Source organism: Desulfurella multipotens, from assembly GCF_900101285.1.
In the GTDB taxonomy this organism is placed as follows: domain Bacteria; phylum Campylobacterota_A; class Desulfurellia; order Desulfurellales; family Desulfurellaceae; genus Desulfurella; species Desulfurella acetivorans.
In genome coordinates this window covers 1-16486 of record NZ_FMYU01000004.1, presented here as the reverse complement: position 1 = coordinate 16486, position 16486 = coordinate 1, and the positions used below count along the sequence as shown (strand labels likewise).

34 protein-coding genes are annotated in these 16486 nt (G+C 32.9%); 1 reads left to right on the top strand and 33 read right to left on the bottom strand.

Annotation, left to right across the window (positions count from 1 at the left end; genetic code table 11):
* Positions 1–3 precede the first annotated feature (3 nt).
* Complete coding sequence (locus tag BLQ93_RS03030; RefSeq protein WP_092128078.1) at positions 4–882, top strand: phosphoribosylaminoimidazolesuccinocarboxamide synthase; 879 nt, start codon at positions 4–6, stop codon at positions 880–882.
* 2 nt (positions 883–884) lie between these two features.
* Here the strand turns inward: BLQ93_RS03030 and lspA are convergent, their stop codons facing one another.
* The 33 genes from lspA to BLQ93_RS02865 form a co-directional block, all read right to left on the bottom strand.
* Entirely contained in the window at positions 885–1361 is a 477-nt protein-coding gene (lspA, locus tag BLQ93_RS03025; RefSeq protein WP_092128076.1) for a signal peptidase II, read from the bottom strand.
* Positions 1362–1371: 10 nt separating this feature from the next.
* A complete protein-coding gene (rplQ, locus tag BLQ93_RS03020) occupies positions 1372–1722 on the bottom strand; it encodes a 50S ribosomal protein L17 (protein ID WP_025391483.1) in 351 nt (116 codons plus the stop codon).
* Positions 1719–2726 carry a DNA-directed RNA polymerase subunit alpha gene (locus BLQ93_RS03015; RefSeq protein WP_092128074.1) on the bottom strand — a complete coding sequence of 336 codons (1008 nt, stop codon included), beginning with the start codon at positions 2724–2726 and terminating at the stop codon, positions 1719–1721. The genes rplQ and BLQ93_RS03015 overlap by 4 nt, the downstream gene beginning before the upstream one ends.
* A 20-nt stretch (positions 2727–2746) precedes the next feature.
* The gene (gene rpsD, locus BLQ93_RS03010; RefSeq protein WP_092128072.1) at positions 2747–3373 is read right to left on the bottom strand and encodes a 30S ribosomal protein S4; all 627 of its coding nucleotides are present in this window, start codon (positions 3371–3373) and stop codon (positions 2747–2749) included.
* A gap of 13 nt (positions 3374–3386) precedes the next feature.
* Positions 3387–3767 (bottom strand): 30S ribosomal protein S11, encoded by a 381-nt coding sequence (rpsK, locus tag BLQ93_RS03005; RefSeq protein WP_025391480.1) that lies wholly within the window; start codon positions 3765–3767, stop codon positions 3387–3389.
* A gap of 21 nt (positions 3768–3788) precedes the next feature.
* Positions 3789–4148: a 30S ribosomal protein S13 gene (rpsM, locus tag BLQ93_RS03000; protein ID WP_025391479.1), complete on the bottom strand. Its 360-nt coding sequence runs from the start codon at positions 4146–4148 to the stop codon at positions 3789–3791.
* Between the two features lie 8 nt (positions 4149–4156).
* A complete protein-coding gene (gene rpmJ / locus BLQ93_RS02995; RefSeq protein WP_025391478.1) occupies positions 4157–4270 on the bottom strand; it encodes a 50S ribosomal protein L36 in 114 nt (37 codons plus the stop codon).
* A 21-nt stretch (positions 4271–4291) separates the two neighbouring features.
* Positions 4292–4510: a translation initiation factor IF-1 gene (gene infA, locus BLQ93_RS02990; protein WP_025391477.1), complete on the bottom strand. Its 219-nt coding sequence runs from the start codon at positions 4508–4510 to the stop codon at positions 4292–4294.
* Between the two features lie 5 nt (positions 4511–4515).
* Positions 4516–5271, bottom strand: coding sequence for a type I methionyl aminopeptidase (gene map, locus BLQ93_RS02985; RefSeq protein WP_025391476.1), 756 nt, complete (start codon positions 5269–5271; stop codon positions 4516–4518).
* Positions 5268–5915, bottom strand: coding sequence for an adenylate kinase (locus BLQ93_RS02980; protein WP_092128070.1), 648 nt, complete (start codon positions 5913–5915; stop codon positions 5268–5270). Before BLQ93_RS02980 ends, map begins: the two co-directional genes overlap by 4 nt.
* On the bottom strand, positions 5916–7208 hold the full coding sequence (secY, locus tag BLQ93_RS02975; protein ID WP_173801002.1) for a preprotein translocase subunit SecY: 1293 nt from the start codon (positions 7206–7208) through the stop codon (positions 5916–5918).
* Positions 7208–7642: a 50S ribosomal protein L15 gene (gene rplO, locus BLQ93_RS02970; protein WP_038572194.1), complete on the bottom strand. Its 435-nt coding sequence runs from the start codon at positions 7640–7642 to the stop codon at positions 7208–7210. Before rplO ends, secY begins: the two co-directional genes overlap by 1 nt.
* A gap of 19 nt (positions 7643–7661) precedes the next feature.
* On the bottom strand, positions 7662–7841 hold the full coding sequence (rpmD, locus tag BLQ93_RS02965; RefSeq protein ID WP_025391472.1) for a 50S ribosomal protein L30: 180 nt from the start codon (positions 7839–7841) through the stop codon (positions 7662–7664).
* Positions 7838–8308 (bottom strand): 30S ribosomal protein S5, encoded by a 471-nt coding sequence (rpsE, locus tag BLQ93_RS02960; protein WP_025391471.1) that lies wholly within the window; start codon positions 8306–8308, stop codon positions 7838–7840. Before rpsE ends, rpmD begins: the two co-directional genes overlap by 4 nt.
* Positions 8309–8317: 9 nt before the next feature.
* Positions 8318–8683 (bottom strand): 50S ribosomal protein L18, encoded by a 366-nt coding sequence (gene rplR / locus BLQ93_RS02955; protein WP_092128064.1) that lies wholly within the window; start codon positions 8681–8683, stop codon positions 8318–8320.
* 8 nt (positions 8684–8691) lie between these two features.
* Positions 8692–9240, bottom strand: a complete 549-nt coding sequence (gene rplF, locus BLQ93_RS02950) for a 50S ribosomal protein L6 (RefSeq protein ID WP_025391469.1) — start codon at positions 9238–9240, stop codon at positions 8692–8694.
* Positions 9241–9249: 9 nt separating this feature from the next.
* Complete coding sequence (rpsH, locus tag BLQ93_RS02945) at positions 9250–9642, bottom strand: 30S ribosomal protein S8 (RefSeq protein ID WP_025391468.1); 393 nt, start codon at positions 9640–9642, stop codon at positions 9250–9252.
* A 9-nt stretch (positions 9643–9651) separates the two neighbouring features.
* Positions 9652–9837, bottom strand: a complete 186-nt coding sequence (locus BLQ93_RS02940) for a type Z 30S ribosomal protein S14 (protein WP_092128062.1) — start codon at positions 9835–9837, stop codon at positions 9652–9654.
* Positions 9838–9845: 8 nt separating this feature from the next.
* Positions 9846–10382, bottom strand: coding sequence for a 50S ribosomal protein L5 (gene rplE, locus BLQ93_RS02935; protein ID WP_038572191.1), 537 nt, complete (start codon positions 10380–10382; stop codon positions 9846–9848).
* Between the two features lie 31 nt (positions 10383–10413).
* A complete protein-coding gene (gene rplX, locus BLQ93_RS02930) occupies positions 10414–10746 on the bottom strand; it encodes a 50S ribosomal protein L24 (protein ID WP_342670532.1) in 333 nt (110 codons plus the stop codon).
* 10 nt (positions 10747–10756) lie between these two features.
* Positions 10757–11125, bottom strand: a complete 369-nt coding sequence (gene rplN, locus BLQ93_RS02925) for a 50S ribosomal protein L14 (RefSeq protein WP_025391464.1) — start codon at positions 11123–11125, stop codon at positions 10757–10759.
* On the bottom strand, positions 11122–11385 hold the full coding sequence (gene rpsQ / locus BLQ93_RS02920) for a 30S ribosomal protein S17 (protein ID WP_025391463.1): 264 nt from the start codon (positions 11383–11385) through the stop codon (positions 11122–11124). Before rpsQ ends, rplN begins: the two co-directional genes overlap by 4 nt.
* Positions 11382–11576: a 50S ribosomal protein L29 gene (rpmC, locus tag BLQ93_RS02915; protein ID WP_025391462.1), complete on the bottom strand. Its 195-nt coding sequence runs from the start codon at positions 11574–11576 to the stop codon at positions 11382–11384. Before rpmC ends, rpsQ begins: the two co-directional genes overlap by 4 nt.
* Entirely contained in the window at positions 11573–11995 is a 423-nt protein-coding gene (gene rplP / locus BLQ93_RS02910) for a 50S ribosomal protein L16 (protein WP_092128060.1), read from the bottom strand. The genes rpmC and rplP overlap by 4 nt, the downstream gene beginning before the upstream one ends.
* Positions 11996–12008: 13 nt before the next feature.
* On the bottom strand, positions 12009–12635 hold the full coding sequence (rpsC, locus tag BLQ93_RS02905; RefSeq protein ID WP_025391460.1) for a 30S ribosomal protein S3: 627 nt from the start codon (positions 12633–12635) through the stop codon (positions 12009–12011).
* Complete coding sequence (gene rplV / locus BLQ93_RS02900) at positions 12619–12969, bottom strand: 50S ribosomal protein L22 (protein WP_092128058.1); 351 nt, start codon at positions 12967–12969, stop codon at positions 12619–12621. Before rplV ends, rpsC begins: the two co-directional genes overlap by 17 nt.
* A 34-nt stretch (positions 12970–13003) precedes the next feature.
* A complete protein-coding gene (rpsS, locus tag BLQ93_RS02895; RefSeq protein ID WP_025391458.1) occupies positions 13004–13285 on the bottom strand; it encodes a 30S ribosomal protein S19 in 282 nt (93 codons plus the stop codon).
* A gap of 8 nt (positions 13286–13293) precedes the next feature.
* Entirely contained in the window at positions 13294–14115 is an 822-nt protein-coding gene (gene rplB, locus BLQ93_RS02890) for a 50S ribosomal protein L2 (RefSeq protein ID WP_025391457.1), read from the bottom strand.
* Positions 14116–14127: 12 nt separating this feature from the next.
* On the bottom strand, positions 14128–14400 hold the full coding sequence (rplW, locus tag BLQ93_RS02885; protein WP_025391456.1) for a 50S ribosomal protein L23: 273 nt from the start codon (positions 14398–14400) through the stop codon (positions 14128–14130).
* Positions 14393–15019, bottom strand: coding sequence for a 50S ribosomal protein L4 (gene rplD, locus BLQ93_RS02880; RefSeq protein WP_025391455.1), 627 nt, complete (start codon positions 15017–15019; stop codon positions 14393–14395). The genes rplW and rplD overlap by 8 nt, the downstream gene beginning before the upstream one ends.
* Positions 15016–15645, bottom strand: a complete 630-nt coding sequence (gene rplC / locus BLQ93_RS02875; protein WP_025391454.1) for a 50S ribosomal protein L3 — start codon at positions 15643–15645, stop codon at positions 15016–15018. Before rplC ends, rplD begins: the two co-directional genes overlap by 4 nt.
* A gap of 68 nt (positions 15646–15713) precedes the next feature.
* A complete protein-coding gene (rpsJ, locus tag BLQ93_RS02870; RefSeq protein ID WP_025391453.1) occupies positions 15714–16019 on the bottom strand; it encodes a 30S ribosomal protein S10 in 306 nt (101 codons plus the stop codon).
* Positions 16020–16030: 11 nt separating this feature from the next.
* The coding region (locus tag BLQ93_RS02865) for an EF-Tu C-terminal domain-related protein (RefSeq protein ID WP_245670437.1) at positions 16031–16486 on the bottom strand (456 nt) is incomplete at its 5' end.

The window sequence follows — 16486 nt, the reverse complement described above, 5'->3', positions numbered from 1 at the left end:
TTAATGAGTGAAGTTGTTTTGGAAACTAATTTAGGGGGGGTAAATCTTTTAAAAAGAGGCAAAGTTAGGGATGTTTATGAAATTGATGAAAAATTACTTATTGTTGCAACAGATAGAATATCGGCATTCGATGTAATTTTGCCAAATGGAATACCTGGTAAAGGGGAAGTTTTGACGCAGATTTCTTTGTTTTGGTTTGACAAAACAAAAAACATCATACAAAACCACATAATAACTGCTGATATAAATGAGTATCCATCCCAATTAAAACAATACATTAAGTTACTCCAGAAACGCAGCATGCTTGTAAAAAAAACAGAGCCAATTCTAATAGAATGTATTGTAAGAGGCTATATTTCTGGTTCTGGCTGGCTAGAGTATAAACAAACAGGTAAAATATGTGGAATAGAATTACCAAAAAATTTAAAAGAATCTCAAAAGTTACCCGAACCTATCTTTACACCTAGCACTAAAGCAGAAAGCGGCCATGATCAAAATATAACTTTCGAGCAAATGTCCAATATGATTGGAAATGATATTGCATCTCAAATAAAAGATATTAGCTTAAAAATATACGATAAAGCAAGTCAATACGCATTAGAAAAAGGTATCATAATAGCCGATACAAAAATGGAGTTTGGTTTTTATAATGGTAAGCTTATGTTAATTGATGAGTTGCTAACACCCGACTCATCCAGATTTTGGCTTGTAGAAACTTACAAAGAAGGTCAACCTCAAGATAGTTTTGATAAACAAATTGTAAGAGATTACCTTTTAACACTTGATTGGAATAAAACATATCCAGGTCCAGTCCTACCTGATAATATTGTTGAAAAAACTGCTAAAAGATACAAAGAAATATTAGAAATGCTTACACTATAAAATTAATTTTTCTTGCTTATCTTATCGTATAAGATAAGCAAGATCCCTATCGTAATAAATGAATCTGCAAAATTAAAAGCCGGATAGTGATAGGTTTTTATGTAAAAATCAAAAAAGTCCAAAACATAGCCATGCACGATTCTATCGTATAGGTTACCTAAAGCTCCGCCAGCAAGCATGGTTAAGCCAATGAATAACGTTTTAGATGTGTTTTCTTTAAACATAAAATAAAATGCAATAATTACAACGATAGCACTTATTGCTATCAAAAAAATAAATCTATATATCCCGCTTAAGTGAGCTAAAAATCCAAACGCTATGCCAGTATTTTGCACATAAACCAGATTAAAAAAATTAGGTATAACTGTAATAGTATGATTTATAGTAAATTTTGCCAGATAGTATTTACTAACCCAATCTATAGCAAAAAAAAGGAGTGTCAATGACACTCCCAGGAAGTATCTGTACTTTTTAAACATTGCTTGAAAACTATTGAAATTTTATAAGAGAAATTTTAGCTGCATCACCTTGTCTGTAGCCTATTTTGTATATCCCAACATAACCACCGTTTTTGTCTATATACTTAGGTACAATGTCATTAAGTAATTTTTTAACTGATGGTTTATGAGGCAATCTTGATAATAAAAGTCTTCTAGAAGAAAGCGTATTTTTTTTGCCAATACTTACAAGCTTACTTATGAATCTTTGCAATTCTTTTGCTTTAGCATCAGTAGTTTTTATCTGACCATGTTCAATTAATGCAATTGCTAAATTTCTAAGAAGCGCTTTTCGTCTATCGCTATCTATACTTAGTGTTCTATAAGCCTTTCTATGCCTCATTCCTCACTCCTTTTTATGGCTTCTTCTATTCGTTTTATATATTTTTCATCGAATGTCATACCTAAACTTAAACCCATTTGTTTTAAAGCTGCTTTAATTTCTTTCAATGATTGTTTACCAAAATTTCTTGTGTTAAGTAAATCTAAATCTGTCTTTTGTACTAGTTGCCAAATATATTTTATATCATGATTTCTCAAACAGTTAGAAGCCCTTACATTCAATTCAAGATCATCAACAGTTTTTAAAAGATTTTCATCTATTTCCTCATTATCATTGCCATATCCTAAATCTGGCTCTGGTTCTTTAAAACTACCCATAAATAACTTAAAATGAGAATTTAAAATATAGCTTGCCTGTCCTAAAGCTTCTTTTGGTGTAATACTACCATCTGTTTCCACTTCTAATACTAATCTTTCATAATCGTAAAAGCCTCTTTCCATACTCTTGTCTGCACTAAAAGACACGCGTCTTATAGGAGTAAACAAAGCATCTACAGGAATATAGCCAATTTCTCTATTAGCGCTTTCCTGATTTGATTGTTTGTAGCCGATGCCTTTTTTTAAGTAAATTTCAGCATGAAAATCAACATTATCATTAAGCTGAGCAATATAATGGTTTGGATTTATGATTTTAAGATCAGAAGTCAATTCTATATCACTGGCTTTCAACACACCAGGCCCTTTCTTATTTATTTTTAAAACACATTCTTTAAAGTTTTCAGACAAACTTTTAAAAATTACATCTTTTAAATTTAAAATAATAGTAATAACATCTTCTTTAACGCCATTTACTCCGCTAAATTCATGTTCTACGCCTTCTATTTTAATACCCACTATACCAATACCCTGAATGGATGATAACAATACCCTTCTTAGAGCATTGCCAATAGTAGTAGCAAAACCTTCATTAATAGGCTCTAATATAAATCTTTCATGCCTTTCATTTATACGTTCAACTTTTATTTCTTGGGGCAACTGTAAATATTCAAAAATATCATTACTCATAATCCAACCTTTCTTTAATCTTATCTTGAATAAAGCTCAACTATTGTATCAGCTTTAAATGGTACCCTTATATCCTCAATCGATGGTATATCCAGCACCTTAACTGACATATTGTTTGGATCCAAACTCAACCAGGGTGCAATACCGGATTTATAGGCATAATCAATCTTTTCTTTTAATTCTTGAGAGCTTTTTAATTTTTCTTTAATACTAATTATGTCGTTTTTAGAAACAATTAGAGAAGGAATTGTTACTTTCCTGCCATTAAGCAATATATTGCCATGGCTAATTAACTGTCTTGCTTGCTTTCTTGATGATGCAAAACCTGCTTTATAAACAATATTGTCTAATCTGCACTCAAGTATTTTGACTAAATTTTCGCCCGTTTGACCTGGCATTTGTTTTGCGTTTTTAAAATACCTTCTAAATTGTCTCTCAAGTACTCCATAATATGCTTTAGCTTTTTGTTTTTCCAATAAATGCTCTGTATAGCTTTTTAATTTTCTTCTTGATGTTTTGTCTTTTCCTGGTGGGTAAGGAGCTCTTTCAAATGCACATTTTTGAGTAACGCATCTTTCACCTTTCAAAAATAATTTTAAGCCTAACGCTCTGCACTTTCTGCATGATGGACCATGATAAACTGCCATATTATATCACCCCTCAAACTCTTCTTTTCTTTGGTGGTTTACAACCATTATGTGGTATAGGTGTTACATCTCTTAGAGATTTAATTTTTAGACCAGCTGCCTGCAGTGCCCTAATAGCAGTTTCCCTTCCCGAACCAGGACCTTTGACACGGACATCAACCTCTTTCATACCTCTTTGCAATGCTACTTTAGCAGCTTGCTCAGCTGCCATCTGGGCTGCAAACGGAGTACCTTTTCTAGTTCCTTTAAAGCCTACACTTCCTGATGATGACCAGCATACAACATTGCCATCTTTATCTGTAATAGTAACAATTGTATTGTTAAATGTAGACTGAATATGAGCCACACCACTTGAACTTACTTTCTTTACTTTTTTTCTTTTTGCTTCAGCCATTCAATTTCTCCTTAAAAACCATTATTTACCTCCAACTGTTTTTCTCCTGCCTTTTCTTGTTCTTGCATTTGTTCTGGTTCTTTGACCTCTTACAGGCAAACCTTTCCTATGCCTTAAACCTCTATAATTTCCTAAATCCATTAATCGTTTAATATTCATTCCAACAATTTTTCTCAGTTCACCTTCTATCGTATAGTTAGACAACGCTGATCTTAATTTTTGCAACTCATCTGGTGTTAAATCATCCGTTTTTCTGTTAGGATCAACGCCGGTTTTTTGAAGTATTTCTTTAGCTCTAGATTTACCTATACCATATATGTATGTTAAGGCAATCTCTATACGCTTATTTTTTGGTAACTCTACACCAACTAAACGAGCCATTTAACCTCCTAACCTTGTCTTTGTTTGTGTTTTGGGTTTTCGCATATAACCCTAACAACACCTTTTCTTTTTATTATTTTGCATTTTGGACAAATTTTTTTCACAGAAGATCTTACTTTCATTTATTTAACCTCCATTATTTTTTATTTATATCTATAAATTATTCTACCTTTTTCTATACTGTATGGCGAAATTTCTAACTTTACTCTATCTCCAGGTAAGATCTTAATAAAGTGCATACGCATTTTACCAGCAACATGAGCTAAAACTACATGGTTGTTATCCAATTTTACTCTAAACATTGCATTAGGTAGTGCTTCAATAACCTCACCTTCAACTACTACTGGCTTTTCTTTTGCCATAAATGTTAATTCTCCTTGCTCAATATTAAAGGCCCTTCTTCTAAAATTGCTATAGTGTGTTCAAAATGCGCAGAAGGCAGTTTATCTTTTGTAACAACACTCCAACCATCTTTTTTAACCTCAATTTCGTAAGAACCCATGTTTACCATTGGCTCAATTGCCAGCGTCATTCCCACCTTTAACAGGACATTTGGACTATTGCTAGGTACATAATTAGGAACTTGAGGCTCTTCATGCAGATTTCTGCCTATACCATGACCAACATAATCCCTTACTACGCTAAAACCATTTGATTCTACAAAATTTTGAATTGCCCTTGAAATATCAAATAAATAATTACCCGCTCTTGCTTGCTCTATGCCTTTATATAAGCTATCGTGAGTTACATCAATAAGCTTTTGCTTTGCTTTTGAAATGCTACCCACGCCAACAGTAATAGCTGAATCTCCATAAAAACCATCATAAAATAAGCCAAAATCCAAGCTTACTATATCACCTTCTTTCAAGATTTTTTTCTTGGAAGGAATACCATGCACTACTTCTTCGTTAACAGAAACACACAAAGCGTTTGGAAAACCTCCGTATCCCAAAAAAGCTGGCTTTGCATTCAATTTAGCAGAATATTCCATTGCAAGCCTATCAAGCTCATATGTTGTTATACCAGGTTTTACTTCATTTTTCAACATATTTAATACTTTAGCTACCATTGCGTTTACAATACGCATTTTTTCTATTTCTTGCTTTGATTTTAAAATTATCATATGCTACTTAATGCTGTTAGTATTCTAGAAAACACTTCATCTACTGTACCTAAACCACTTACCGAGTTTAATTTTCCTTGTTTTTCATAATATTCAATCAAAGGTTTTGTGTGTTCTTTAAAGACTTTTAGTCTGTTTTCAACAGTTTCTTTTGTATCGTCACTTCTTTGAATCAATTTTGATCCACAAATATCACATATCATATCTTGTTTTGGAGGTTTGTTTTTCAAATGGTAAATTGCACCGCAAGTTGGACAAACTCTTCTTAACGTAAGTCGATCTATGATTTCATCATCAGCAACATCTATATATATTACTTTATCAAGATCTAACCCTTTTTGTTTTATCATTTTGTCAAAACTTTTTGCCTGTTCAATTGTTCTTGGAAAACCATCAAGTAAAAAACCATTTGCGCAATCAGGTTGCGATATGCGTTTTTCTATCATTTTTATTATAATATCATCTGGGACGAGCTCACCTTTTTCCATATATTGCTTGGCAGTAAGGCCAAGTTCGGTTTCGTTTTTAACTTCATTTCTTAAAATATCGCCAGTAGATATTTGAACAATTGAATATTTTTTAATAATGTTTTGCGATTGAGTACCCTTTCCAACTCCTGGAGCTCCAAGTAATATTAAAATCACCTATTTACCTCCTTTTTTCAAAAAACCATCATAATTTCTCATATAAAGATGGGCCTGTATTTGCATTATTGTATCAAGAGCAACTTGAACAACAATCAATACAGCTGTGCCACCAAAATAAAATGGTACACTAAAATGTTGCATTAAAATCCATGGCAATACACAAACAAATGATAAATATATCCCACCTACAAAAGTAAGCCTTGTAAGTATCCAGTCAAGGAAATCAGCAGTATATTTACCTGGTCTTATGCCTGGTATAAAACCACCATTCTTTTTAAGATTATCTGCTACATCTCTTGGGTTAAAAGCAATAGATGTGTAAAAATAAGCAAAAAAGAAAATCAGTATAACATAGAATACATTATATAAAGTTCCGCCAGGATTTAGCCAGTTAGATATTTTTTGGATAAAAGGCACATTTATAACTTTTGCTATAGTTGCAGGAAACAACATTATAGAAGAAGCAAAAATTGGTGGTATAACGCCTGATACATTTATTTTTAATGGTATATAGCTACTTTGTGCATTATATAAACGTTTTCCAACCATTCTTCGAGGATATTGAACTGTTACTCGTCTTTGAGCTAACTCAACAAATATTATTAACGCAATAACTCCTATTACTACTACAAATATCAAAAGCAAAGCCAATATCGACATATCACCAGAGCTTACCAAGTTAAAAGTGTTACCTATAGCAGCAGGAAGTCTTGCAATAATACCTGCAAAAATAATAAGAGATATACCATTTCCAATACCTCGTTCTGTTATCTGCTCACCAATCCACATTAAAAATACAGTACCTGTTGTCAATGTTATGTCTGCAAATATAATAAAACCTATGCCATGCCAAATAACAACAGGTGCATTATTTGGCCCATGCATAGATTGCAAACCTATTGCAATGCCAATTCCCTGCAAAAGCGATATTATCACAGTTAGGTATCTTGTATACTCGGATATCTTTCTCCTACCTGATTCGCCTTCTTTTTTTAATTTTGCAAGCTCTGGACTCACAGCAGTAAACAATTCCAAAATAATAGCAGCAGAAATGTAGGGCATAATACCAAGCGAAACTATACTGAAGTTACTTATCGCACCACCACTAAAAAGATTGAATAATCCCAGTGCGGTAGACTGATTCTGATTTACAAGAGTAGCTAAAACATGCGTATCAACGCCCGGAGTTGGTATATGAGCTGCCAATCTAAATACAACAAACATTATAAATGTAAAAAAAAGCCTTTTATTTAGCTCTGGCACATTAAACATGTTTGAATAATCTTGCATCAAAGAACCTCAAATGTAGAATTTGATTGTTCAATTTTGCTGATTGCTTGCTTTGAAAAAGCGTGTGCTTTAATATTTAATTTTTTTGACAAAGTACCGTTTCCTAGAATTTTTACCAACCTTTTACCACTTACCAGTCCTTTTGATATAAGTGTTTCAAGTGTAACTTCATCATTTTCATTAAATTTTTTATCTAGTGTATGAAGATTTACAATATCGTATTCTATTTTGAATTGGTTTTTAAAACCCCTTTTTGGTAATCTTCTATAAATAGGTGTTTGTCCGCCTTCATAGTATGCACTCAAGTGCCCATGGCCGCTTCTAGCCCTTTCGCCTTTATTGCCTTTGCCTGCTGTGGTACCATAACCGCTTGCATCACCTCTTCCAACTCTTTTGCGTTTATCAACTATTTTTGGCAATTCAAATAACTGCATATTAATACTCCTTATTAACTTATTCAACTTCTTCAACTTTAACCATAAAATATAGCTTTTTAATCATCCCTCTTATATGAGGTGTGTCTTTTCTTAATACAAACTGGTTTGGCCTTTTTAAACCTAAAGACCTTGCTACTTTTTTTATTTTATCCTTTTGACCAATGCAACTTCTTGTCATTGTAATTTTAAGCGTCATTGTGCTAATCCCCTTCCTTTCAATATTTCTTCTTTGCTTCTTAGCAGTTTGAGAGCTTTAATGATAGCATTTGACAAATTAAACGGATTATTTGAACCAATAGATTTGGTTACTATATTTTTAATACCGCATGCTTCTAAAATAGACCTTGCAGTATTACCTGCAATTATACCAGTACCTGGTTTAGCAGGTTTTAATAAAACAATTCCAGAACCCTGCTTTGTTTGAATAATATGAGGTATACTGCCATCTTCAGTAATAGGAACTCTAAACATTTCTTTTTTTGCTTTTTCTACAGCTTTTTTAATTGCTTCGGAAACTTCTTTTGATTTACCTAACGCTATACCAACCTGACCGTTTCCATCGCCTACTACAACTAATGCATTGAACCTAAATCTTCTACCACCCTTTACAACCTTAGCAACTCTTCCAACTTTTATAACATATTCTTGAAAACCTTTATCCACTTGAACCTCCTAAAATATCAAACCGCCTTCTCTTGCAGCATCTGCTAAGGCTTTAACTTTTCCATGATACAAATAACCATTTCTGTCAAATACAACATTTGATATCCCTTTTTCTAAAGCCTTTTTTGCTATTAGAATACCTACTTGCTTTGCAGTTTCAATATTACAACCTTTTACCTTACCTTTTAATTGACTATCTAAACTTGAAGCGCTAATAATTGTATTACCAGTTGTATCATCAATTAGTTGAGCATATATGTGATTTAAGCTTTTAAATACGCACAATCTTGGTTTTTGCAGAGTTCCTCTGATTTTATACTTTATACGAGTTTTTCTTTTTAATCTCAATTCGTTTCTACTGCGTTTTTTTAACATTCAACCTCCTACTTTCCTGCAGCTTTACCAGCTTTTCTTCTGACTTTTTCATCTTTATACCTAATGCCTTTACCTTTGTATGGTTCAACTTTTTTAAATGCTCTGATATCAGCTGCGACTTGACCTACTAAATATTTATCAATCCCAGATATTGTTATGTTCGTACCGGTTTTATCGACTTCTACAGTAATGCCATCGGGAATTGGATAAAAAACATCGTGTGAAAATCCAAGACTTAACTTTACTTTTTTTGATTCTACGCTTGCTCTATATCCAACGCCTTCTATAATTAGTTCTTTTTTAAAACCATTAGTTACGCCAAAAACTGCATTTGCGATCAAACTTCTATATAAACCATGAAATGCATTAGCTTTTTTATGTTCTTCATTTATATTTTTAACAATCAAAGTATTACCTTCTTTAACTACTTCTACGAATTCTGGTTTAATGGTTTGAGTTAAAACTCCCTTGGGACCTTTGATTATTACTTTATCTTTTTCTATGTTCAAATCAACGTTTTTAGGCAGCTCAATAACTTTTTTACCTATACGAGACATTTTTTCCTCCTAAAACAACTCACAGATCAGTTCTCCACCTAGTCTTTTCTTTTTTGCTTGATAAGTTGTCATTACACCTTGATTGGTTGATATAATACCAATACCTAAGCCACTTACTACTGGTTTTATTTCATCAGATTTCACATATACTCTTCTTGATGGTTTGCTTACAATCTTTATTTCACTTAAAGCAGGTTTTTTTCGTTTTTCATCAAGATATTTTAATTCAACTTTTATTTGCGTTTTTAAAGGATCAATAATCTCATAATTTTTTATGTAGCCTTCTTTTTTTAATATTTCGCAGATATTTTTAACAACACTATTTCCGTATATTATTACATCTGTTTTTTTTGTTGATAAGGCATTTTTTAAACTTGATAATGAATCACTAATTCTATTCATTGATTACTCCTACCAGCTTGCTTTGGTTATACCAGGAATTTCTCCCTTTGATGCCAGATTTCTAAAACAAATCCTACAAATACCAAAATCCCTCATATAACCCCTTGATCTTCCACATATATTACACCTATTTTTAGACCTAACTTTAAATTTTGGTGTTTTTTTAGCTTTTTCAATCATTGCCTTTCTAGCCATTAATCCTCCTAACTTGCTTTAGCAAAGGGCACACCGAAAGCTTTTAATAACTCAAAAGCCTCTTCGTCGCTCTTTGAAGTAGTAACAAAAGAAATACTCATACCATGAATTTTTAATATTTTATCGTAATTTATTTCTGGAAAAATCAATTGCTCTGTAACACCAAGCGTATAGTTACCTCGGCCATCAAAATTCTTTTTTGAAACACCTCTAAAATCTCTAATTCTGGGTAAGCTAAAACTGATAAACCTTTCTAAAAACTCATACATTCTATCTTTTCTTAATGTTACCTTGCAACCTATTGGTTGACCTTTTCTCAATTTGAAGTTGGCAATCGATTTTTTAGCTCTTGTAATTACGCCTTTTTGACCTGTTATGGCAGCAAGCTCTTCAAGAGCAGAATCCAACATTTTAATGTCAGTTGCACCTTCAGCCATCCCGACATTTATAACAATTTTTTCCAATCTTGGAACCTGCATAACGTTTTTATATGAAAATTTTTGCATCATATATGGTATGACATTTTCTCTATAGTGTTTTTTCATACTAGGTATATACAACTTAGAACCTCCGCTATTAAATTGTTTCGTTGCATTTTTTACAAACCCTTACTTTTGTGCCATCATCTAAAATCTTACTTGCAACCCGTGTAGGTTTGTTGCAATGAGGGCATACAAGCATTACATTTGATATGTCAATAGGCGCTTCTTTTTCAATTATTCCACCTTTCGATGTTTGAGTGGCTTTTTCATGTTTTTTTATTATTTTAATGCCTTCAACAATAACTCTGTTTTTCTTTGGCACAAAAGAAATGATTTTTCCTGTTTTTCCTTTGTCTTTGCCAACTAAAACTTTTACTAAATCACCTTTTTTAAGTTTTGTTTTCATCTGTGAGTATACATTCGCCATTTTTTACTCCTTATAGAACCTCTGGGGCCAAAGATATAATTTTCATAAAATCCTTCATCCTAAGCTCTCTTACTACAGGCCCAAAAATTCTTGTTCCAATTGGTTCTTTTTGGTTATTAATTATAACTGCAGCATTTTCATCAAACCTTATATAAGAACCGTCATCTCTTCTAAACTCTTTTTTAGTCCTAACAATCACAGCTTTAACCACGTCACCTTTTTTTACTTTACCATTCGGTATTGCTTCCTTGACAGATGCGACTATAATATCGCCGACATAAGCATACCTTCTTTTTGATCCGCCAAGAACTTTTATGCACATTATTTTTTTTGCTCCAGAATTATCTGCTGATTTAAGCATTGTATATGGTTGTATCATATTTCATCTCCCAATCCAGAGTATTTTTGCACAATCTTAAGCAACCTGAAGCTTTTTTGTTTTGATATTGGCCTGCAACTTATAAATTGGACAATATCACCAACTTTTGACTCATTTAGCTCATCATGAACTTTAAACTTCTTTGTTTTCTTAACATATTTTTTAATTTTTGGGTGTAATTTGTACTCTTCAACTCGAACCACCCTGGTTTTATTCATTTTATCACTAACTACAATACCCTCTCCAACAAACTTACTCATAAGGCTTTCTCCAATTGTTTAACTCTTGTTAAAACTCGTGCTAAATCTTTTCTTAAATTTCTCATTCTTTTAGGATTCTCTAGCTGCTCAAAACCTTTTTTCAATCTTAAACGCATAAGTTCTTCTCTAATTTTTTGCTCTGTTTCTTTCAAAGTTTTTATATCCATGGCTGCTATATCGTTTTTCTTCATAGCCACTCTCCACTCTTTACAAATTTAGTCTGGATATTTAGTTTGGAAGCAGCTAACTCAAAAGCGCTTTTTGCCAATTCTTCAGTTACACCGCCAATTTCATATAAAATTCGTCCGGGCTTAACTATACAAACCCACTTTTCAATTGAACCTTTTCCTTTACCCATCCTTGTTTCTGCTGGCTTTTTCGTAAGTGGAAAATCCGGAAATATCCTTATCCAAACTTTACCTTGATGTTTTAGTCTTCTATTTATGGCAATTCTAGCGGCTTCTATCTGATTACTTGTGATTTCGCCCCTTCCAATAGCTTTCAAGCCATACTCACCAAATGCAAGTTCACTTCCTCTTTTTGTTAAACCTTTCACACCACTTCTATTGCGTTGATATTTTCTATATTTTGTTTTCTTTGGCATTAACATATGTTTTTCTCCTTTAATCCATTACGTAGCCTTTAAAGACCCAAACTTTTATACCTATTATACCAGCAGTTGTCAAACTTTCTGCAAAACCGTAATCAATGTTTGCTCTAAGTGTGGTAAGTGGCACACGCCCTTCTTTTATCCATTCTGTGCGAGCCATTTCGACACCACCAAGCTTACCCGCGCATTGAATTTTAATACCTTGAACACCTTTTCTCAAAGCCAGATATGCAGCTTTTTTCATGGCTCTTCTAAAATGTGTCCTTTTTTCAATCTGCAAAGCAATATTCTCTGCTATTAACTGGGCATCCGTTTCTGGTGCATTAACTTCTCTAATATTTATTGAAACTTCAGATTTAGTTAAATCATTTACAAAACTCTTAATTTTTTCAACTTCTGATCCTTTTTTTCCAATCAATATGCCCGGTCTTGCTGCATATATATTTAGTGTTAGCTTATTCATTTTCCTTTCGATCTCTATATTAGAAATACCCGCATAATACAGCTTTGCTTTTACTTCTTTTCGTATTTTTTGATCTTCAAGTAATTTATCTTTAAAATCATTCTTTGCAAACCATCTTGATGACCACGTTTTTATTATTCCAAGTCTTAATCCAATGGGATTAACCTTTTGACCCAAAATCCACCTCCTTTGCCAATACGAGTTTTATGTTTGTGGTTCTTTTAAGTATTCTACCTGCACGACCCATAGCCATTGGTCTATACCTTTTAAATCTTATACCATCATCAGCGCATACTGTTTTAATATAAAATTTATTAGGATCTTCACCTTTTTCTAAACATCCTGCAACAGCGGATTCTATTAATTTTGAAAGTATCAAAGCGCTTTTTTTAGGCATAAGTTTTAATATAGATATTGCTTCACTTGCTTTTTTGCCTTTTATCAGACCAAGAACCTGTCTAACTTTTATAGGCGAAATTCTTGCTCTTGACAATTTAACTGTGTGTTCCACTACCTTACCCCCATGATTAGTTTATTTGAAATCACTATTTACCTATCTTCTTTTGAACAACACCTTTATGACCTTTAAAAGTCCTTGTTGGTGAAAATTCACCTAATTTATAACCTACCATATTTTCTGTTACATAAACAGGTACAAATTTTCTTCCATTGTGAACCCCAAAGGTTAAACCAACAAATTCAGGGATAATCACACTTCTTCTTGACCATGTTTTTATGATAGTTTTCTTACCTTCCGCTTTTGCTTGATTTGCTTTTTTGAGCAATTTTTCATCAACAAACGGCCCTTTCTTTAGTGATCTAGCCATTAAACCCCCTAATTAATCCTTTTAATAATAAATTTATCTGTACGTTTATTATGTCTGGTTTTGTAACCTTTTGTTGGTTTACCCCATGGTGTTACTGGTGTTCCACCTGTCCCTGTTTTTCCTTCGCCACCACCATGTGGGTGATCAATTGGGTTCATAGCTACACCCCTAACATGTGGTCTTCTGCCCATATGTCTGACTCTTCCTGCTTTACCATAGTTTATATTATTATGATCAATGTTTCCAACCTGTCCAATAGTTGCATAACAATCAGCTAATACATACCTCATTTCACCACTTGGCAATTTTAATGTAACATATTTGCCTTCTTTAGCCATAAGTTGGGCAAAAGTACCGGCACTTCTTGCTAATTTTCCACCACCATTGATTTTTAGTTCTATATTATGTACAAAGCTACCTACTGGAATTTTTCTTAATGGAAGTGCGTTTCCTACTTTTGGTTCAACATTTTCCCCTGCTTGCACTTTATCGTTAACATTTAGACCAACTGGAGCTAAAATATACCTTTTTTCACCATCTTTATAACTCAGTAAGGCAATTCTTGCGCTTCTATTTGGGTCATATTCGATTGCTTTTACAACGGCTTCTATATCTCTTTTGTCTCTTTTAAAATCAATTATGCGGTACAACCTTCTTGCGCCGCCACCACGAAACCTAGTGGTAATATGACCTTTATTATTTCTGCCCGATTTCTTTTTTAATATTATGGTTAGAGATTTTTCTGGTTCAGTTTTTGTTATTTCGCTAAAGTCACTAACACTTGCAAACCTCATACCGTTTGTAATAGGCTTATAATATTTTATACCCATATCGTCCCCTTTTTATAAATTTATACTGTAGCCTTCTTTTAAAGTGACTACACATTTTTTTCGTGAATTCTTCTTACCAACAATGCCGCGAAAAACTTTAACTTTTCCCTTAGAATTAATAACATTCACATCTTTTACCTTAACATTAAAAATAGATTCTATTGATTTTTTAATTTCAGGTTTTGTAGCTTTGACTGGTACATAAAATTCATATTTATTTAATTCTTGCATCATAAGAGCTTTTTCAGAGACTACACGACCTCTAATTATATCCCACTTATCCATTTGCAAATCTCCTGCTTAATTTTTCAAAAATATCTTTTGTTGTAACGACTTTAGGAAACCTCATTATATCGTAGACATTGACTGTGTCTACATTTCTAATCTCAACTGATTTTAAATTTCTAAGCGATAAATAAGCATTTGTCATATTTTTATCTAAAATAAATAATGACTTATCAGCATTAAGTTTTTTTACTAATTCGAAAGCAACTTTTGTTTTTGGCTGTCCAAAATCTAAATCATTAAGTAAAATAAGTGTTTTTGCTTCAATATGATCTATAAGTGCTTCCAAAAACGCTTTTCTTTTTTCTTTTTTGTTAATTTTTAACTCGAAATCTAGTTTTGGTTTTGGCCCAAAAATTACACCCCCACCTCTAAATAATGGTGATCTAATTGAACCAGCCCTGGCTCTGCCTGTACCCTTTTGTTTCCATGGTTTTTTACCACCACCTGAAACTTCAGACCTAGTTTTAGTTGAAGCAGTCCACTGTCTTTTGTTTGCAAGCAATACGCGGATTACCCTGTTTAACATAATATCAGGCTTACTTGAAGGTTTAAAGTTTAAATTAAAATCGATTTCTCCAAGTCTATTAACATCTTTATCAAAATATTCAATTTTCATGATAATTTCTCCTTTTTCCTTAATAAGGTGACATAAGAACCCCTCGAGCCAGGTACTGCACCAGTTACAGCTATTATATTTTTTTCTTTATCAATATAGGCAATTTTTAGGTTTTTAATAGTTACTCGTTCGTTACCTAAATGTCCGGGCATTTTTTTCCCTTTTATAACCCTACCAGGCCATTCTCTGTTTCCAATAGAACCTACCCTTCTGTTAAACATAGACCCATGGCCATCCGGACCACCAGCAAAATTATGCCTTTTCATAGCACCTGCAAACCCTTTTCCTTTAGATGTACCTACAACATCAATTTCGTCACCTACATTAAATATATCCATCTCAATCTTATCGCCTAATTTAAAACCACTAATATCGCTTACTTTAAATTCTTTTAAATATTTTTTTGGTGATGAACCAGATTTTTTTAAATGACCTAATTGTGCTTTTGTAATTCTTGTTTCTTTTGTATCTACAAAACCCACCTGTATAGCATTATACCCATCATTTTCTTTTGTTTTTATCTGTGTAACTACAGCAGGTTCGGATTCTAAAATAGTAACAGCAACTGCATTACCATTTATAAACATCCTTGACATTCCAATTTTTTTTGCAATCAATCCTATCATTTTTTACTCCTATAGTCTATATATAAGAGGTAGAGAAACCAAAAGGTTTTTACCTCTTTTTTAAATTTTTAAAGTTTTACTTCTACATCAACACCCGCAGCTAAATCTATTTTCATCAATGCATCAACGGTTTGCTGAGTAGCATCATCTATTTCTAAGAGCCTTTTATGAACTCTCATTTCAAATTGTTCTCTCGAAGTTTTATTAATATGTGGAGATCTTAATACAGTATACCTTGTAATATCAGTTGGCAGTGGTATAGGACCTCTAATTGTAGCTCCTGTTCTTTTTACAGTTTCAATAATATCTTTTACTGATCTATCCAATATTTTTGCTTCGTAAGCTCTAAGTTTAATCCTAATTTTTTGCGACATTCAAAACACCCTCACTTAATAATCTCAGTAACTACACCAGCACCAACAGTTTTACCACCTTCTCTTATAGCAAATCTTGTTTCTTTTTCAAGTGCTATTGGAGCAATAAGTTCTACTTCCATTTCCACATTATCACCTGGCATAACCATTTCTACGCCTTCTTTTAAGTGAACTGTACCTGTAACATCTGTAGTTCTTACGTAGAATTGTGGTCTGTAGCCATTAAAGAATGGTGTGTGCCTACCACCTTCTTCTTTGGTTAGGACGTATACCTGTGCTTTAAATTTTGTATGTGGTGTAATGGATCCTGGTTTTGCAAGAACCATACCGCGCTCTACTTCTTCTTTTTTTGTACCTCTCAAAAGTACACCTACATTGTCGCCAGGTAAAGCTTCATCAAGTATCTTTCTAAACATCTCAAGAGAAGTTGCAACAGTTTTTTGTGTAGGCTTTAGACCTACTATTTC

Bases quoted from the DNA above. Each gene is read 5' to 3' on its own strand.
- BLQ93_RS03030 (WP_092128078.1), top strand. From the start codon at position 4: ATGAGTGAAGTTGTTTTGGAAACTAATTTAGGGGGGGTAAATCTTTTA.
- lspA (WP_092128076.1), bottom strand. From the start codon at position 1,361: ATGTTTAAAAAGTACAGATACTTCCTGGGAGTGTCATTGACACTCCTT.
- rplQ (WP_025391483.1), bottom strand. From the start codon at position 1,722: ATGAGGCATAGAAAGGCTTATAGAACACTAAGTATAGATAGCGATAGA.
- BLQ93_RS03015 (WP_092128074.1), bottom strand. From the start codon at position 2,726: ATGAGTAATGATATTTTTGAATATTTACAGTTGCCCCAAGAAATAAAA.
- rpsD (WP_092128072.1), bottom strand. From the start codon at position 3,373: ATGGCAGTTTATCATGGTCCATCATGCAGAAAGTGCAGAGCGTTAGGC.
- rpsK (WP_025391480.1), bottom strand. From the start codon at position 3,767: ATGGCTGAAGCAAAAAGAAAAAAAGTAAAGAAAGTAAGTTCAAGTGGT.
- rpsM (WP_025391479.1), bottom strand. From the start codon at position 4,148: ATGGCTCGTTTAGTTGGTGTAGAGTTACCAAAAAATAAGCGTATAGAG.
- rpmJ (WP_025391478.1), bottom strand. From the start codon at position 4,270: ATGAAAGTAAGATCTTCTGTGAAAAAAATTTGTCCAAAATGCAAAATA.
- infA (WP_025391477.1), bottom strand. From the start codon at position 4,510: ATGGCAAAAGAAAAGCCAGTAGTAGTTGAAGGTGAGGTTATTGAAGCA.
- map (WP_025391476.1), bottom strand. From the start codon at position 5,271: ATGATAATTTTAAAATCAAAGCAAGAAATAGAAAAAATGCGTATTGTA.
- secY (WP_173801002.1), bottom strand. From the start codon at position 7,208: ATGCAAGATTATTCAAACATGTTTAATGTGCCAGAGCTAAATAAAAGG.
- rplO (WP_038572194.1), bottom strand. From the start codon at position 7,642: ATGCAGTTATTTGAATTGCCAAAAATAGTTGATAAACGCAAAAGAGTT.
- rpmD (WP_025391472.1), bottom strand. From the start codon at position 7,841: ATGACGCTTAAAATTACAATGACAAGAAGTTGCATTGGTCAAAAGGAT.
- rplR (WP_092128064.1), bottom strand. From the start codon at position 8,683: ATGTTAAAAAAACGCAGTAGAAACGAATTGAGATTAAAAAGAAAAACT.
- rplF (WP_025391469.1), bottom strand. From the start codon at position 9,240: ATGTCTCGTATAGGTAAAAAAGTTATTGAGCTGCCTAAAAACGTTGAT.
- rpsH (WP_025391468.1), bottom strand. From the start codon at position 9,642: ATGAATAGAATTAGTGATTCATTATCAAGTTTAAAAAATGCCTTATCA.
- BLQ93_RS02940 (WP_092128062.1), bottom strand. From the start codon at position 9,837: ATGGCTAGAAAGGCAATGATTGAAAAAGCTAAAAAAACACCAAAATTT.
- rplE (WP_038572191.1), bottom strand. From the start codon at position 10,382: ATGAAAAAACACTATAGAGAAAATGTCATACCATATATGATGCAAAAA.
- rplX (WP_342670532.1), bottom strand. From the start codon at position 10,746: ATGGCGAATGTATACTCACAGATGAAAACAAAACTTAAAAAAGGTGAT.
- rplN (WP_025391464.1), bottom strand. From the start codon at position 11,125: ATGATACAACCATATACAATGCTTAAATCAGCAGATAATTCTGGAGCA.
- rpsQ (WP_025391463.1), bottom strand. From the start codon at position 11,385: ATGAGTAAGTTTGTTGGAGAGGGTATTGTAGTTAGTGATAAAATGAAT.
- rpmC (WP_025391462.1), bottom strand. From the start codon at position 11,576: ATGAAGAAAAACGATATAGCAGCCATGGATATAAAAACTTTGAAAGAA.
- rplP (WP_092128060.1), bottom strand. From the start codon at position 11,995: ATGTTAATGCCAAAGAAAACAAAATATAGAAAATATCAACGCAATAGA.
- rpsS (WP_025391458.1), bottom strand. From the start codon at position 13,285: ATGGCTAGATCACTAAAGAAAGGGCCGTTTGTTGATGAAAAATTGCTC.
- rplB (WP_025391457.1), bottom strand. From the start codon at position 14,115: ATGGGTATAAAATATTATAAGCCTATTACAAACGGTATGAGGTTTGCA.
- rplW (WP_025391456.1), bottom strand. From the start codon at position 14,400: ATGGATAAGTGGGATATAATTAGAGGTCGTGTAGTCTCTGAAAAAGCT.
- rplD (WP_025391455.1), bottom strand. From the start codon at position 15,019: ATGAAAATTGAATATTTTGATAAAGATGTTAATAGACTTGGAGAAATC.
- rplC (WP_025391454.1), bottom strand. From the start codon at position 15,645: ATGATAGGATTGATTGCAAAAAAAATTGGAATGTCAAGGATGTTTATA.
- rpsJ (WP_025391453.1), bottom strand. From the start codon at position 16,019: ATGTCGCAAAAAATTAGGATTAAACTTAGAGCTTACGAAGCAAAAATA.